Annotated in this window: 12 protein-coding genes and 1 pseudogene; 5 read left to right on the forward strand and 8 right to left on the reverse strand. The window is 63.6% G+C overall.

Annotation, left to right across the window (positions count from 1 at the left end; all coding sequences use genetic code 11):
* Positions 1-6: 6 nt before the first annotated feature.
* Together GGQ98_RS03370 and GGQ98_RS03375 are read right to left on the reverse strand one after the other, a co-directional pair.
* The gene (locus tag GGQ98_RS03370) at positions 7-939 is read right to left on the reverse strand and encodes a GlxA family transcriptional regulator (protein ID WP_184065119.1); all 933 of its coding nucleotides are present in this window, start codon (positions 937-939) and stop codon (positions 7-9) included.
* 53 nt (positions 940-992) lie between these two features.
* Positions 993-1,823, reverse strand: coding sequence for an IclR family transcriptional regulator (locus tag GGQ98_RS03375; protein ID WP_184065122.1), 831 nt, complete (start codon positions 1,821-1,823; stop codon positions 993-995).
* Between the two features lie 125 nt (positions 1,824-1,948).
* Between GGQ98_RS03375 and GGQ98_RS03380 the strand changes: the two genes are divergently transcribed.
* From GGQ98_RS03380 to GGQ98_RS18240, 3 genes are read left to right on the forward strand one after another with little or no spacing between them, the layout of a single operon-like run.
* The gene (locus GGQ98_RS03380; protein ID WP_184065125.1) at positions 1,949-2,926 is read left to right on the forward strand and encodes a fumarylacetoacetate hydrolase family protein; all 978 of its coding nucleotides are present in this window, start codon (positions 1,949-1,951) and stop codon (positions 2,924-2,926) included.
* Positions 2,927-2,950: 24 nt separating this feature from the next.
* Positions 2,951-3,976 (forward strand): DODA-type extradiol aromatic ring-opening family dioxygenase, encoded by a 1,026-nt coding sequence (locus GGQ98_RS03385; RefSeq protein ID WP_184065128.1) that lies wholly within the window; start codon positions 2,951-2,953, stop codon positions 3,974-3,976.
* A gap of 13 nt (positions 3,977-3,989) precedes the next feature.
* Complete coding sequence (locus tag GGQ98_RS18240) at positions 3,990-4,982, forward strand: pyridoxal-phosphate dependent enzyme (protein ID WP_243451669.1); 993 nt, start codon at positions 3,990-3,992, stop codon at positions 4,980-4,982.
* Positions 4,983-5,064: 82 nt separating this feature from the next.
* On the opposite strand, the pseudogene GGQ98_RS03390 reads toward GGQ98_RS18240, so the two are convergent.
* From GGQ98_RS03390 to GGQ98_RS03405, 4 genes and pseudogenes are all read right to left on the reverse strand, one after another.
* Positions 5,065-6,258, reverse strand: a pseudogene (locus GGQ98_RS03390) (MFS transporter); the annotation flags it as partial.
* 17 nt (positions 6,259-6,275) lie between these two features.
* Positions 6,276-6,971: a DJ-1/PfpI family protein gene (locus GGQ98_RS03395; protein WP_184065134.1), complete on the reverse strand. Its 696-nt coding sequence runs from the start codon at positions 6,969-6,971 to the stop codon at positions 6,276-6,278.
* The gene (locus GGQ98_RS03400) at positions 6,971-7,810 is read right to left on the reverse strand and encodes a DJ-1/PfpI family protein (protein ID WP_184065136.1); all 840 of its coding nucleotides are present in this window, start codon (positions 7,808-7,810) and stop codon (positions 6,971-6,973) included. Before GGQ98_RS03400 ends, GGQ98_RS03395 begins: the two co-directional genes overlap by 1 nt.
* Before the next feature lie 74 nt (positions 7,811-7,884).
* Positions 7,885-10,872, reverse strand: coding sequence for a TonB-dependent receptor plug domain-containing protein (locus GGQ98_RS03405; protein WP_184065139.1), 2,988 nt, complete (start codon positions 10,870-10,872; stop codon positions 7,885-7,887).
* 588 nt (positions 10,873-11,460) lie between these two features.
* Here GGQ98_RS03405 and GGQ98_RS03410 point away from each other — a divergent pair.
* On the forward strand, positions 11,461-12,408 hold the full coding sequence (locus GGQ98_RS03410; protein WP_184065142.1) for an IS481 family transposase: 948 nt from the start codon (positions 11,461-11,463) through the stop codon (positions 12,406-12,408).
* Positions 12,409-12,652: 244 nt separating this feature from the next.
* Here GGQ98_RS03410 and GGQ98_RS18905 read toward each other — a convergent pair whose 3' ends face one another.
* The gene (locus tag GGQ98_RS18905) at positions 12,653-13,159 is read right to left on the reverse strand and encodes a transposase (protein ID WP_424141341.1); all 507 of its coding nucleotides are present in this window, start codon (positions 13,157-13,159) and stop codon (positions 12,653-12,655) included.
* Positions 13,160-13,559: 400 nt separating this feature from the next.
* On the opposite strand from GGQ98_RS18905, the gene GGQ98_RS03420 reads away from it, so the two are divergent.
* Positions 13,560-13,688 carry a hypothetical protein gene (locus GGQ98_RS03420; protein ID WP_424141343.1) on the forward strand — a complete coding sequence of 43 codons (129 nt, stop codon included), beginning with the start codon at positions 13,560-13,562 and terminating at the stop codon, positions 13,686-13,688.
* Positions 13,689-13,868: 180 nt separating this feature from the next.
* Here the strand turns inward: GGQ98_RS03420 and GGQ98_RS03425 are convergent, their stop codons facing one another.
* Entirely contained in the window at positions 13,869-14,870 is a 1,002-nt protein-coding gene (locus GGQ98_RS03425; protein ID WP_184065145.1) for an IS30 family transposase, read from the reverse strand.
* Positions 14,871-14,877: the final 7 nt, after the last annotated feature.

A 14,877-nucleotide genomic window follows, 5' to 3' on the forward strand; every position in this document is an offset into this window, starting at 1 on the left:
AGTGTTTCAGGATTCGGGCCCGCGCCGCAGCGCGCGCCTCAGGTTGCGCTCGTCGCCGAAGCCGTAGTCGCGCGCGATGCGCTTGAGCGAGGAGTTGCCGCGCTCGATCGCGCTTTGCGCCGCTTCGAGCCGCAGCGCCGCGATGGCGCGCGCGGGGGTTCGGCCGGTGCTGTCGCGGTAGCGGCGGGAAAAGGTTCGCACGCTCATGCCCGCGATCTCGGCCATCTGTTCCACGGTCAGCGGATGCGCCAGATTTTCGCGGATCCAGGCGTGGAGCGCGGCGAAGCTGTCGTCGGCGATCTGGAGCGAGAAGGGCTGGCTGAGCTGCGGCTGCGAACCCGAACGCCGCAGATAGACGACCAGATAGCGCGCCACCTCCATCGCCGCCTCGTAGCCGTAATCATCCTCGATCAGCGCTAGCGACATGTCGATGCCCGTCGTGACGCCCGCACACGTCCAGACGCCGCCATCCTGCACATAGATGCTGTCCGCCTCGATCTGCGCCTCGGGCGCCCGCTTGCGCAGTTGATCGACCGCCGCCCAGTGCGTTGTCGCCCGGCGCCCGTCCAGCTGCCTCGCCGCGGCAAGCAGAAAAGCGCCCGTGCAGACGGAGCAAAGCCGCCGAACATCGGGCGCGACGTCGGCGATCCACTGCACCATCGCTTCGGGCACTTCGGGTCTGCGCGGGCTCCCGCCGCCCGGCACGATCACGGTATCGACATCGCCGAGGTCGCCGCAGGGCGTTGTCTGGATCAACATGCCGCTCGACGTGCGCACGAGGCCGCCTGCCAGCGACACTGTGGAAATCCGGTAGCGCGGGGTCTTCTCACCGGAAGCGTCAGCCGCGAGCCAGAAGGCTTCGAGCGGGCCCGACACGTCGAGGATGTTCACGTCGTCATACAGCGTGAACGCGATATGCAGCGGTTTGGGTTGCGACATGATGGAAAAGGCTATCAGCGGGTCGCGATCAGCGCAACGTGGGGCGGGCCCGCTCATCGAACCGGTGCCGGTTCGGGGAAGCATATCCGCGAACGGAGCAGCTTTGAGGCTTTGGCGCAGCAGCCGAGAAGCTGTCGGAGGAGGGCGGTGGGCGGCGTGCTGCCTTTCAGCTCCTCGCTCGCCATGACGAGCGTGACGATGCCCGCGAGCATCTCCTCCTGATCGAACACGGGCGCCGCGATGGCGCCGTAGCCGACGTTGTATTTGTTGCGATCCCAGCAATAATAGTCGCGCTGGATCGCGGCGACCTGCGCGCGGAAACGGTCTTCATCCTCGATGCGGAACTCCGCCTCGCGCTGCTTCAGATGCCCCAGCAGCAGGTCGCGCTGCTCGCGCGGCTGGAAGGCGAAGGCGATCCGCGCGCTGGGGGAAAACGGCAGGCTCATGACCAGACCGACATTCACCTCGATCCGAATGCCCGCATTGGCGGGCGGCAGGCACTGGACCACGATCGCATCCGCCCCCGCCGGCGCGCACAGCAGGACGGTCTGGTTGGTCTCCTCGCTCAGCTCGCGCAGGGGCTTTTCCAGAATCTGGCTGAGATCGTACCGCGCAGACGCGATCTTTCCCCAGCGCAGAACGCGCCACCCGAGCTGATAGCCGCGCCCCGAAGCCACGCGCGAAACGATGCCGAGCAGTTCGAGATTGGCCAGATGACGCGACGCGCGCGACTTGGTAATGCCCAGTACGTCGGCGACCTTCTGGACGCTCGTGCGTCCCTCCTGCTCGGCGAGGAGATCGATGATGGCCGTGGCGGCCGCAACCGCTTCGATCTTGGGCGGGACGGACTGCGGGGCACGTCGTCTCGGGTCGCGGTTCACCATGATCGGCTCCTAAAGGAAACGGCGAGCGACAAGCATGTGGATTTGTCGCGACGAATGCAACTTCCTGTGTGAATTGTTGCATCAGGCGAATTCAATTTCTAGCCCGGACGGAGCGGAGAGGCAGAATGAAGATCGCGACGTTTGAAATCGAGGGGCAGGCCCGCACCGGCGCGCTGACGGCGGACGGCGCTTTGCTTGATCTTGCGGCCGCATCGGGGGCCGCCCGCGCGCCGCTTTTCGCGACGATGCTGTCCATTATCGAGAATGAGGAGGCCGCGCTCGACGTTGCGGCCGGTCTGCTCGCGGCCGATCGCGGCGACCATCTGCACGCGCTGGACGCGGTGCGCCTGCTGGCGCCGCTGCCCGTGCCCAATTCGATCCGCGACTTCGCCAATTTCGAGCTGCACACGCTGCAGGCGCTGGAGGCGAGCATGCGCACCCGCGCGGCGTCGCAGCCCGACCCGGAAGCCGCCTATGCAAGCTACAAGGCGAGCGGCGCCTATAACCTGCCGCCGATCTGGTACGAGCGCCCCTTTTATTTCAAGGGGAACCGCATGACCTGTTCGGGCCACGGCGCGACGATCCGCTGGCCCCGATTCACCAATACGATGGACTATGAGGTCGAATGCGCCGCGATTATCGGCAGGCGCGGCGTGGACATCGCGGTGGAAGATGCGCGCGCGCATATCTTCGGCTACACGATCTACAACGATTTCAGTGCACGCGACGAGCAGGTGCGCGACCAGCAATTCCGCATGGGGCCGTCGAAGGGCAAGGATTTCGATACCGGCAATGCCTTCGGCCCCTGGATCGTGACGCGCGATGAATTCTCTGATCCGGGGTCGGCGAAAATGGAAAGCCGGATCAACGGCGACGTGCAGGGCCGTGGACGGCTGGGCGACATGCAGCACAGTTTCGAGCAGATCATCGCCTTCGTCAGCCGCGACGAGACGCTGTATCCCGGCGACGTGCTGGGGTCCGGGACGATGGGGAACGGCTGCGGCTTCGAGACGGGCCGTTATCTGGAACCCGGCGACGTGATCGAGCTGACGGTCGAAGGCATCGGCACGCTGACCAACATCATCGGCGAGAAGCGGTGCTGACTCGCGAAACCACGGGAGTCCGTTTTGGCTGAAATCGTTCTGGGCATCGGCTGCGCGCACACGCCGCAACTGCACACGCTGGCGCACGACTGGGATATCCGCGCCGCGCGCGACCGCCAGGACGGCATTCCGCTGTGGTTCCACGGCCGCAAGATGCTCTACGCCGAACTCGCGGCGCTGCGCGCGCACGAGAATATCGCCGCCGAACTCGACATGGCGACGCGGCAGGCGGCGCTCGATGCGAGCTTCGCGGCGATGGACCGGCTGCACGCGGCTTACGTGGCCGCCGATCCCGATGTCGTCATCATCGTGGGCAACGACCAGCACGAGATTTTTTCCGACATGGTGCCCGCCTTCGCCGTTATCGCGGCGGAAGAGATCGCGAACCTGCCGCGCACGGACGAACAGAAATCGCGGTTGCCGGTGGGAATCGAGATTTCCGATCATGGCCATCTGCCCGATGCCCAGACCGTCTATCCCGGCCACCGCGCGCTCGGCCTGCATCTGGCGCGAAGTTTCAGCCGCGCGGATTTCGATGTCACGATCTGCCACGAAAAGCCGACCGTGCAGGGAAGCAAATCGCTGCTTTACGGAATGCCGCACGCCTACGGCTTTCTGTACAAGAACATCATGCGCGATCATGTTCGCCCGCATGTGCCGGTGGACGTCAACTGTTGGTATTATGACAACAGCCCGTCCGCCGCGCGGTGCCACGATTTCGGGACGGCGCTCGCCGATGCGGTCGCGGCGTGGGAGAGCGATGCGCGCGTTGCGATCCTGACGACCGGGGGCCTGACGCATTTCGTCGTCGATCCCGAATGGGACCACCGCTTCCTGAACGCGATGCGCGACAATGATACCGCCGCGCTGCGCGGCATTCCCCAGAACGAGCTGATGGCCGGCACATCGGAGTGCAAGAGCTGGATCGCCACCTCCGCCGCGATGACGCGCGCCGGGCTGGCCATGGAGATCGTCGATTATCAGCGCCTCTACCGGACCGAGGGCGGCACGGGATCTTCGTGCGGCTTTGTTCAGTGGCAGCGCGGCTGATGGAGGCGCGGTGATGGCAACGGAACAGTCGGGCGAAGATGCTGGAATTCAACTGCGCGACAGGATCGCGGCGCTCGGCGCGGAGGCATTTCACGATGCCTCTGTTCGGATTTCGCAGCATGCGGTCGTTACCCCGCTGCTCGATACGCCCGCGATCGATGGGCGCCGGATCCGTTTGAAATGTGAAAATCTGCAGGCGACCGGATCGTTCAAGATTCGCTGCGCGGCGAATGTGATCGAACAGCTTTCGCCCGAAACACTCCGGCGCGGCGTGGTGACAGCGAGCGCCGGGAATTTCGCGCCCGCGCTCGCGATCGCGGGTGCGCCTCACGGCATGCGTCTCATCTGTCATATCCCGGAAAAATCCGCCGCAGTGAAAGTGGCGAAGCTCCGCGCGCTCGGCGTCGAGCTGGTATTCCACGATTTCGAGGCGTGGTGGCGCATCATGCAGACGCGCGACACTGGGATGCCCGAGGCGACCTTTCTCCACCCGGTCTGCGAGCCGAATGGAATTGTGGGCAACGGCACCATTGCCATCGAGCTTGCGGATGAATGGCCCGAGATCGACACGGTGATCGTGCCGTTCGGCGGCGGCGGTCTCGTTTCGGGAATTGCAACCGCGATGCGCGCGGTCCGTGCCGGGGTGAAGGTCTATGCCTGCGAGATCGAAGGCGCCGCGCCGCTGGCGGCGGCGTTCGCGGCAGGGCACCCGGTGACGGTCGACCGGCAGCCCAATTTCGCGAGCGGGCCGGGCAGGCAATCGGTGCTGGAGATCATGTGGCCGCTGCTTCGCGAGATGCTTGCGGGCGTCATCACCGTGACGGACGCGGAGGCGCGCAAGGCGTTTCGCGATCTCACGCTGGACAGCCATCTGGTGGTGGAGGCGCAGAGCGCGATCGCTTATGCCGCTGCGCGATCGGCGGATCATTCCGGGCGCAACGTCGCGGCGGTTCTTTCGGGCGGCAATATCGACCGCGATGCGCTGGTCGCCGCCCTGGCGGACTGACGAATGATGCGTTGAGGCTGGCCTTCGCGGTGGGGATCGGCGGGGCTTCGGCCATCCGATCCGCCTTCCACATGCGCGGATTGACGAACCAGATACAGGCCGCCGCCACCGCAGGCAGGATCATGAACAGAACCAGCGCGGAATGGTAGGAGCCGGAGGTTTCATACATCCGGCCCATCAGCCACGGCCCGGTCGCGGAACCGAGATTCGCCATTGCGACGAACAGGCCGGTCAGCAGCCCGAGATGCTGCGTGCCGTAAACGTGGCGCGAGATCACCGGGCCATCGACCATGGCGATGGAAAGCGCGAGCGCGCGGACCACGATGTAACCGATGAGGATGAGCGGAGTTTCAAGCGCGAGCGAGAGCAATGCGGCGAGCGTAAAGCTGAGATAGAGTGCGGCTGCGCCGCGGTTCGAACTGCGATCGAGGATGTTGCCCGCAACGAGGCGCCCGAAGATCGCGACGAAACCGATCGCGCTCACCGCGAGCGCGCCGTCGGCCGGGGACAGGCCCGTATCGCCGAACATCAGCACCTGATGCTGGGAAAGCGCCTGATCGACGACGGTGATGAGGAAGAAGGCGATTCCCATCAGCCAGAACGCAGAGCCCTTCATCAGCCCGCTGAAATAGGCGGTGACGCTTACGGCTTCGCTTGCGCCGGCTTTCGCCCGGTGATCGGGAAGCGGAACACGCACCATGCCGTAGACGAGCGCAGGAACCGCGACGAGCCAGATGCCGGTTGAGAGCGAGACCATGCCCGTGCGCCACCCGAAAGCGTCGATCAGCGCCTGCGTGACGACGGGCATCACCACGCCGCCGATCGCGCCGCCGAGCAGAACGATGCCTGTGGCGGTGCCCTGCGATGCGCGGAAGCTGCGCGCGACCACGACAAAGCTCGACACCATCGCGCCCGGACCCGCAATGCCAAGGAGCACGCCGACCGCGTAATAGCTCGGCAGGCCGCTTACAAACGCAAAGGCGATGAGCGCGAGGCCGCCGACGACGACCGACACCATGAGCGCACGCCAGGCGCCCGCGATATCGAGAAAGCGCCCGAAGAACAGGCACGCGAAAACGCCCGTCATATATTTTGCCGAGGCCAGCAGCGTCGCCTGCTCGCGCGTCCAGCCGAATTCGCGGATCACTTCGGGGTAGATGAAGGGGAGGGAGAACGCGGGCGCGGAGAAGCCGAAGAACAGCGCGAGGGTGGCGATGAGGAGAACCTGCCAGCTTTCGCGGAATTCGTCGCGAAACTTCTGATCGAAACGAAACATTCCCTCTTCCTTTTCGATCAGACGTCCGGATGCAGTTTCCCTGCCGCGCGTTTCGCGGCTTCAATACGCACTTCGGCGCTCGCCTTGCTGAGTTCCCGAAACCGCGGCAGAATGTCCGGCGCTGTCTCGGGCGACCCCGCGTTGAAGGGCGGCGCGGGATTATATTCGGTGCCGAGCTGGATCAGCTTGGCCTGGTCCTCCCCCCAGATGCGGGCGATCAGGGTCAGCCCGAAATCGATTCCGGCGGTGACGCCGCCGCCGGTGGCGCGGTTTCCATCGATCACGACGCGTTCGTTCACGGGGATCGCGCCGAACAGTGGCAGGAGATCCATGCACGACCAGTGCGTCGCCGCGCGAAAACCCTCCAGAAGGCCCGCCGCGCCGAGCACGAGCGCGCCGGTGCACACCGAGGTGACCCACTGTGCCTTCGGCGCGCGTTCACGCAGGAAGCGCAGCACCTCTTCATCTTCCATCAACGCCGTGGAGCCGGGGCCGCCGGGCACGAAGATGATGTCGAGATCGGGCGCTTCGGCCAGCGTCATTTCGGGCAGCAGCCGGTAATTCGTATCCGTCACGATCGGCTCGCGCGACTTGCCGAGCACGATCGTCCGTGATTGGCGCACGCGCGAAAGGATGTCGTAGGGGCCGACGAAATCGAGGTTCGTCATGCGATCGTAGGCGATCATGCCGATAACGACGGGTCTGTCTTCCATCACATCCAACGTGCTGCGCGGGCCTTCGCGATGGTTGCTGCCTGCTCCGTAACCCCAGCGCGCGCCTTCAATAGACGCTCCACGATCTCGGGCGGGGCGGTCTCGGGTTCGCCGGCATTGAAGGGCGGCTCAGGCGCATATTCGATGATGAGCTGGATCAGTTTTGCATTGTCCTCGCCGTTCAGCAGCGCACACAGCGTCAAGCCGAAATCGATCCCCGCCGTAACACCGCCGCCGGTCAGCCGATTGCGATCGTGGACGACGCGTTTCTTTTCGAGCGTGGCGCCCATCAGCGGCAGGAGATCGCGCACGTTCCACAGGCTCGTCGCCTTGTAGCCCCTGAGCAGGCCCGCCGCACCCAGCACGAGGGAACCGGTACACACGCTCGTCACGTACTTTGCGCGCGCGCCCGTGTCGGCGAGGAAGGCAAGCACCGCGTCGTCCTGCATCATCGCGATCGATCCGGCGAGGCCGCCGGGCACGAACAGCACGTCGACATCCCTGGGGCAATCCGCGAAGGTGGTGCTCGGCGTAATCGGCACGCCGATTTCGGTCATCACCGGATCGAGCGATTTCCACACGAGGTGGATTTCCGACATCATCAGGTTGAACACCGTCATCGGGCCGACGAGATCCTGAAGCACCATCTTGGGATGCACGAGCATCGCGATCACGGGCCGCCCCGGACCCGCGCCCGCCTTGCCGAACACGCCCATCACATGCCCCGGCGCGGGTGCGGCGGGCGGTTGCTGCGCGGCGGCGCTTCCGGCGGCGAGCACTGCGGCCGCGGCTGCGGAAACCCCGATCAAGGTACGCCGATCGATACTGTTGCTGTCCATGTCCCACCTCTCACATCAACATGCGGCCCTGCGCTTTCATAGAGCGCAGGGCCGCAATCCCGGTCAACGGTTCCTCAGTACGCGAAGCGAACGCCCGCGCGGTAGTAGCGGCCCATGCGATCGTACATGCCGGCGATGGCGATCGAGGGGAACGGCACATCCTTGTTGGCGATGTTGTTGACGCCGAAATGGAACTGGAGCTTCCGGCTTCCCTCGCTGATGATATCGACTTGCGCCGTCGCATCGATATAAAAGCGGCCGTTCACGCGATTGTCGGCGATCGAGATCGGCGAGGCCGGATCGTAGAGATCGTCGTCGGGCCCGATCAGGCCGGGATCGATCTTGCCGCCGCCGACGTAACGCCCCTGCACGCTCAGCGCGAACGGATCCTGCGCCCAGGTGACCGAACCCGTTGCGGTCCAGTGCGGGGTGCCGGTGGCGTTCGTCTGCTGCCCCGCCGTGAAGCCGCCGACGGCGCCCGCGCGGTTGATGACGCTGCCGTAGGAGGTCAGCCCGCCTGCGGCGTTGAACGTCTGCGGCCGGCCGAGGCCGTCATCATAGATCAGATCCTTCACATAGGCGGCGAGGCCGCGCACGGTCAGCTCGCCTGCGCCGATCTGCTTGCGCCAGGTCGCCGACATATCGACACCGCGCGTGCGCAGCGAGCCGATGTTCAGCAGCGCGGCGGTGACCGAGGTGACGCTGGCGGTCGTATTGTCGGTCGGTGTGCGGTTCACGAACTGGCAGTAGAAGTCGGGCGAACCGGCGCTGACTTCCGCGTGGCAATTGTCGAGCACGGACTGGGCGGGGAAGGTGGCGATGGCTCCGGCGATGTCGATGTCGTAATAATCGACGGAGATCGTCAGACCCGGAACGAAGCTCGGCGTCAGCGCGACGCCGACCGTCCAGGTATCGGCCTTTTCAGGCTGCAGCGTCGGGCTCGGCGCATTGATCTGCGTAAGCTGCGTCGATGCGCCGTTCGCGAACGGATTGGCGAGCGTTGCGATGGTCTGCGTTGTCGCGAACAGTTCGGCGTTGTTGGGTGCGCGGATGTCGCGTGAGCGCGTCGCGCGGAAGCGAACGTCCGGGATCGGCGCATAGATCGCGCCGAGCTTCCACGTCGTCACGCCGCCCGACGTCGAATAATCCGTGTAGCGGATCGCACCGTTGAATTCGAGCAGGTCTGCGAAAGGCTGCCCGCTAATGAGCGGGGCGACCACTTCGAAAAAGGCTTCCTTCACGTCATAGCTGCCGGAATACGCCTTGGGATTGCTGTAGGCAAAGCCGCTTGCTGCCGAGATATCGTCGACGACGGAAACGGCCTGTTCCTTGCGCCATTCGCCGCCGAACGCAACCGCGAGCGGACCGCCGGGCAGGTCGAACAGCTGGCCCTGCATCGCAAGCGACGCGACCTGCTGCTTGGTCGTGACGCGCTGCTGCACGGTGCCGGTGACATAGTCGATCGCGGCATCGCTGGGCGAACCCTCGCCGAACAGGTTGATCGGCTGACAGCCCGTTGCCGCCGCATTGAACCGGTTCAGCACCTCGCCGAGGCTGGTCACGGTGCCGTTGGCCTGCGTCGCGGCGCAGACGATCTGCCCGCCCACGTTGACGGCATCAACCGCAAACACGAAATTGCGCGTGACGCGGAGCCCCGAGACGTTCGCATCCAGAACGTTGCGGCCATATTGATAATAGCCGTCGAGGAACCAGCTGCCGCCGACATCATATTTGAAGCCTGCGAGGCCGCGCTCGGTCGTGTTGCTGTTGTCGCGCGCGACGGGGCCGAAGTCGTTATAAGGGCGGCCCAGCGTAAACGACGAAATGTTGTTCGGGACCATGATGTCGCGAATGGATTCGGGCAGATAGGCGTTGTTGAGACGGATCGTCGCTGTCGATGCGGTATCGCGAACCGGGGGCGAGTCGCCGTAGCCGGCACTGCGGCCGTAGCTGCCTTCCACGAACAGGCTGAGACGATCGGTGGCATCGAATTCGGCATGGCCGAAGAACGCGTAACGCTCGGTCGGCACGACGATGTTGTGTCCGTCATAAAGGAACAGGCGATCGTTGCCGCCGGAGAAGTTGGTCGCTGTCGTGTTCGTCGGGCTGTAGTCCGCATAGTTGCCGTAGTTGAACGGCGTCGGTACGCCGCCCGGCCCGAACTGGATGCCGCGCAGAACGTCCGCGCCGTTGCCCGCGTTCGTGTCCGCGTTTACGCCCGTGATGAGGCCGCCGCGGGCCATGTTGATCAGCGTCGCGCCGGAAAAATAGGCGCGTGAAGGCGTGCCTGCGGGCCGGTTCGCGGGATAGGAGATGAGCGCAGGCTGGCGCGCGTTGGAGGGGCGGTCGGAAAAGTCCAGCACGCCCTTGGAATCGACATAGTCGCCGCCGAGCACGATCCGCCCGCGCCCGTCCGCAAACGAACTGCCCCAGGCCAGCGCACCGCGGAATTCCTGGCCGTCGCCGTAATCGCTGATGCCCATCGACGCGCTGCCCTTGAAGCCTTCAAGGCGCTTGTTGATGATGACGTTGACGACGCCGGATACGGCGTCCGATCCATAAGCCGCCGATGCGCCGCCGGTGACGACGTCGATCCGATCGACCAGAATCTGCGGTATGAGGTTGAGATCGACCTGGCCGGTTGCGGCCGAGGGGACGAAGCGGCGGCTATCCACCAGTGTCAGCGTGCGGATGACGCCGAGCGCACGAAGATCGGGCGAAAACTGACCGGTGCCGAGCGTTGAGCTGGCCGCCGTCTGCGGCCCCTGCGTATTGCGGAAGGAGGGCACTTCGGCCAGATAATCGCCGATGCTGGTGGAGCCGCGCTGCTCCATCGCGGCGGCATCGAGCACCTTGGTCGGCACCGGCGCCTCGACATCGGCGCGCGCGATGCGGCTGCCTGTGACGATGATGACGTCGCTGTTCACGGCGTCTTGCGCGGTGTCTGCGGCGCTTTGGGCGAACGCCGTTCCGGCCAGGCCGGGAACGGACACCACCGCAGTTGCGAGCAAAGCTGCGCGGCGCGTCCACACTGTATTTTGGTGAAATCTCCCGAATTTCATACCGAACCCCCTCTTACAATTTTTCATTGTGCGGGGAGCTTAATGACAACCCAAGAGGTGTCAATATACGAAACGGCGTCATGCTATACGTGACAAACGATGACCATTGTTTGTCGCGCTGAGCGCAATTATCGCGCGCAGAAGCGCTCCGCCGCAGGGTTTATTGCGAAAAACCGGTTCCTGCTTTTCCGCACGATACCCGCGCGGCGAGCATCCCGCCGTTCCCGCTCGCCGCCATCGATAAGCAGAGAAAAATCCTCAACGCTCATCGCAGCGGAGGATTGGACACAGACCATAAATCAGGAAAGGTGTGGCTCCCCGGGCAGGCAGCCAACTATTCCTGCTGTTTCGAGCAACCGACATCACAGGGTTGGAAAAGTAGGGTGAAGTCGCCCAGCTTTGTATACAAAGGTGTTGGAACGAAGCTGAACTGCCATATCCAGAATTCGTGAATACACAGCTCAGTGGTAACGGCCCGGTGGATTTCCCCGTAGCATCTGGGGCTGGGTCCGGCACTGATGGAATGGCTAGGTGTTTAGTCCCAGCATGTGATGGTGTAAATTTATCATCATCACAGCGGAGGGAGCTATGGGCCAGGTTTTCCACGGCAGCGCCAAGACCACGCACGCCATTCGAGGCGAGCTACAGCGATCGCAAGCTTCGGTCGCGAACCTCGCGAAGCGATACGGGATCAATGAGAAGACCGTCTTGAAGTGGCGCAAGCGGCAGTCGGTCGAAGACCTGCCCATGGGTCCAAGGGAGCGCCGCAGCACCGTCCTCTCGCCAATGGAAGAAGCTGCCATTGTGGCGCTACGCGTGCAGGCGCGGCTTCCGCTGGACGATGTCTACATTGGGCTGAAGGATGTGATCCCACATCTGACGCGGTCGTCGCTGCACCGCTGCCTGCAGCGGCACGGGATCAGCCGCTTGCCTAAAGCGGACCGCGAGAAGCCGAAGAAGTTCAAGAACTACGAGATCGGCTATTTCCACATCGATATCGCCGAACTGCGCCACGAAGGCGGCAAGGCTTTCCTCTATGTCGCTGTGGACCGCACATCAAAGCTGGTCTTCGCCCGCATCTATCGCAAGGCTACCAAGCTGGTTGCCGCCGGCTTCCTCAAGTCGCTGATCCGAACGGTGCCTTACAGAATCCACACCGTGCTGACTGACAACGGCGTGCAGTTCGCCCAGTTCGAGCGTGGCACGGGCCTAACCTTCCCGCACATCTTCGGTCGTGTCTGCCTGGAGAATGGCATCGAGCATCGGCTGACCAAACCCTACCACCCTTGGACCAACGGCCAAGCCGAACGCATGGTGCGGACTATCAAGGAAGCGACCGTAAAATCCTTCCATTATGCTTCCATTACCGAGTTGCGGCGTCACGTCCGCGACTGGCTGACAGCCTATAACTTTGCCAAGCAGCTCAAGGCTCTCAGGTTCAAAACCCCCTACGAGGCCGTCGAGGAACTCTGGAAATCAAAGCCAGACGTCTTCGTCGTCAAGCCGAACCATCACATGCTGGGACCAAACACCTAGGGCCCTCCCCACGGCCTATGTTGGAAGCGTTTCATGGAGAAAGGGCTCGTCGGACCTTGTTACGATGCGTCCCGTGATTCTTCCGGGTACTATGGGAGCTCTACGCGTTCGCAAGATGGGCACCCAAATCAACGTGTCGCCTGGGGCTGATGTCGGCGTGCCGGGGCGCATGGTGCGCCTCTCTGGCGGTCTGAAGGGACCGCTTCCGGCTGGTTTTGCCGGAAAACGCCTTCGCCGGGTGCAGCTATTCCTTGGCGGCGCGGCGTTCGTGGAAGATCAGGCGGTCGATATTGTAGGCGAGGTTGGCGAGCGTGATCTTCGTCTCGGCACGCGCGATGCCGATGGTGCGGATGAACAGCGCCATCTGGTCCTTCTGCCGAGCGAACACATGTTCGATGCGGGCGCGGACGGTGGACCTAGCGGCATTGGCGCGCGCGGTGCGCGCCGGCATCGGCTTGACCTTGGGCTTCTTTCGGTGGACGCGGCTGACCCGGCCGATCGACTTCAGCCAAGCCTCATTGGATCGGCTGCGGTAGGCGGTGTCAGCCCACACGTCCGATGCGGTGTTGTCGTTGGTCACTACATCGCGCAGCATGCGTCCGTCGAAGCGCGCGCCGTCGGTGACCTTGCCGCGGCGGATGAACCCATAGCGCCGGCAGATCGCGATGCTGCTTTTGTAGCCGAAGCTCGGGATGGCGATGTCGATCCCCGGCTTGCCGCCGGGCAGCGGCCGACCTTTGGCGAACTTCAGCGTCCAGCGTGCGTCGGTATCTGAGGTGGTGCGGCCTTCTTGGACAGTTTGGCGGCTGAGTTAAGCTAATCCCGGTTGTCGTGCCATCTGTTTGATCATCAGATCATTGGGGGGCATGCCCCCCATGATCTGATTGCCCGTTTCGCCGATAAGCCTCCACCGGGGTTCGCCCGGCAAGGCCCGATTGCGGACGCTGGGTGTTATAGAAGCGGATCACCCGCCGCCGACAATGCCGCGTACCGCTCGTCCAGATCGAAAAAGCCACGCTGTACAGACACATACCCCTCCATCGCCACCACGCGATGGAATCATAAACACAGCCTCGCCGCCAGAGGTAAATCAGGGTGTCCAAGTGTAATACAGGCTCTGCGCGATGCCTTCCTTGCGGTACAGCTCGGCAATGCTGAACAACGTGACGCCCGCCGATGCCTACTTCGGCAGGGCCCCAGCCATCATCAAACAGCGCGAAAGGATCAAACGACAGGCCATCGAATATCGGCGCTTGCAACACCGCAAGCTCGCCGCCTAACATCAAACCCAAGACGAGGCCCGCACTCCGCTAATCTACGCCGCGAGTTGTGCCAAATGTTCTGACGACGGACAATAGACGAAATTGTGAACGATTGTGGTTTCCATTTGAAGTGCAATTCCCGTTGGATGTTTATCACTTCACCGGGGGTGGGGCGAGCCCCACCCCCGGTGAAAAATTTCAGCCTGTCTTCAGCAGTGCGATCTGCGCGCTGAGAACCTCATATGGTGTTTGGTAGTCTAGGCATTTACGCGGCGTCTGGTTGAGGCGATCCACGATCGCCTGCAACTCCCGGTCGGATGTCAGCGCAATGTCGGTGTCGAGCGGCAGGAACCGCCGGATCCGGCCGTTGCTATTCTCAACGCTGCCTTTCTGCCATGGCGCTGACGGCTTGCAGAAATAGCTCGTGATATCGAGCCGTGCCTTGAGCACCACAAAGGCCGCAAACTCCGTGCCCCGATCGAACGTGACGCTGCGCCGGAGGGCAGGGGGAAAGGCACGCAAATGGCGATCGATCCCGGCCATGACCCCGGCGGAATGCCGACTGGAATTGTGCGCCAGCACAGTATAGCGGCTGCGCCGCTCCACCAGCGACGTCAGGTTGGCTTTGCCAAATTCCTGCCTGAACGCCAGCAAATCACCTTCCCAATGCCCAAAGCTGGTTCGCTCGCCGATCTCGGGTGGCCGCTCACCGATCGTGTTAGCCAACGGAATATGCACGCCGCGCGGCTTGCGGGCATAGCGCTGGCGGCGTGATCGCCGCGCACGCGGCAAATACCGCCAGAGTTCTTGCCGGCGGCCGTCCGCACCATAGACATACTGATAAATCGTTTCGTGGGATATCGACAGGCCAGCAAGGCGATGGCGCCGTACATAGCCCGCTATCTGCTCGGGCGACCAGGCGGCCGCCAACCGGTCGACAATATAGGATGCTAACAACGGATCCCGGGCCACTTTCGCGCCGCGCACCCGGCGTGCCGCTGCCTTACCTTGGGCAACTGTCGGGAAATAGCCGCGAAATGGCGGATGCTCGTCATGATGGCGATTACGCCGCAACTCGCGATAGATCGTCGCGGGGTGGCGTTGCAGATGCGCCGCGATCTCGCTTACCGGACGACCAGCGTCAACGAGCCTAAAGATCGTACGTCGGTCATCAAGCTGAAGATGGTTATAGCATTCCATTGTTCTA

This window comes from Sphingosinicella soli, assembly GCF_014199685.1.
GTDB classification, from domain to species: domain Bacteria; phylum Pseudomonadota; class Alphaproteobacteria; order Sphingomonadales; family Sphingomonadaceae; genus Sphingosinicella; species Sphingosinicella soli.

What these genes read in the sequence shown, in the direction of transcription:
- GGQ98_RS18240 (WP_243451669.1), top strand. Translation starts at nt 3,990, where the DNA reads ATGGCAACGGAACAGTCGGGCGAAGATGCTGGAATTCAACTGCGCGAC.
- GGQ98_RS03370 (WP_184065119.1), bottom strand. Translation starts at nt 939, where the DNA reads ATGTCGCAACCCAAACCGCTGCATATCGCGTTCACGCTGTATGACGAC.
- GGQ98_RS03380 (WP_184065125.1), top strand. Translation starts at nt 1,949, where the DNA reads ATGAAGATCGCGACGTTTGAAATCGAGGGGCAGGCCCGCACCGGCGCG.
- GGQ98_RS03400 (WP_184065136.1), bottom strand. Translation starts at nt 7,810, where the DNA reads ATGGACAGCAACAGTATCGATCGGCGTACCTTGATCGGGGTTTCCGCA.
- GGQ98_RS03405 (WP_184065139.1), bottom strand. Translation starts at nt 10,872, where the DNA reads ATGAAATTCGGGAGATTTCACCAAAATACAGTGTGGACGCGCCGCGCA.
- GGQ98_RS03375 (WP_184065122.1), bottom strand. Translation starts at nt 1,823, where the DNA reads ATGGTGAACCGCGACCCGAGACGACGTGCCCCGCAGTCCGTCCCGCCC.
- GGQ98_RS03410 (WP_184065142.1), top strand. Translation starts at nt 11,461, where the DNA reads ATGGGCCAGGTTTTCCACGGCAGCGCCAAGACCACGCACGCCATTCGA.
- GGQ98_RS03425 (WP_184065145.1), bottom strand. Translation starts at nt 14,870, where the DNA reads ATGGAATGCTATAACCATCTTCAGCTTGATGACCGACGTACGATCTTT.
- GGQ98_RS03395 (WP_184065134.1), bottom strand. Translation starts at nt 6,971, where the DNA reads ATGGAAGACAGACCCGTCGTTATCGGCATGATCGCCTACGATCGCATG.
- GGQ98_RS03420 (WP_424141343.1), top strand. Translation starts at nt 13,560, where the DNA reads ATGCTGAACAACGTGACGCCCGCCGATGCCTACTTCGGCAGGGCCCCA.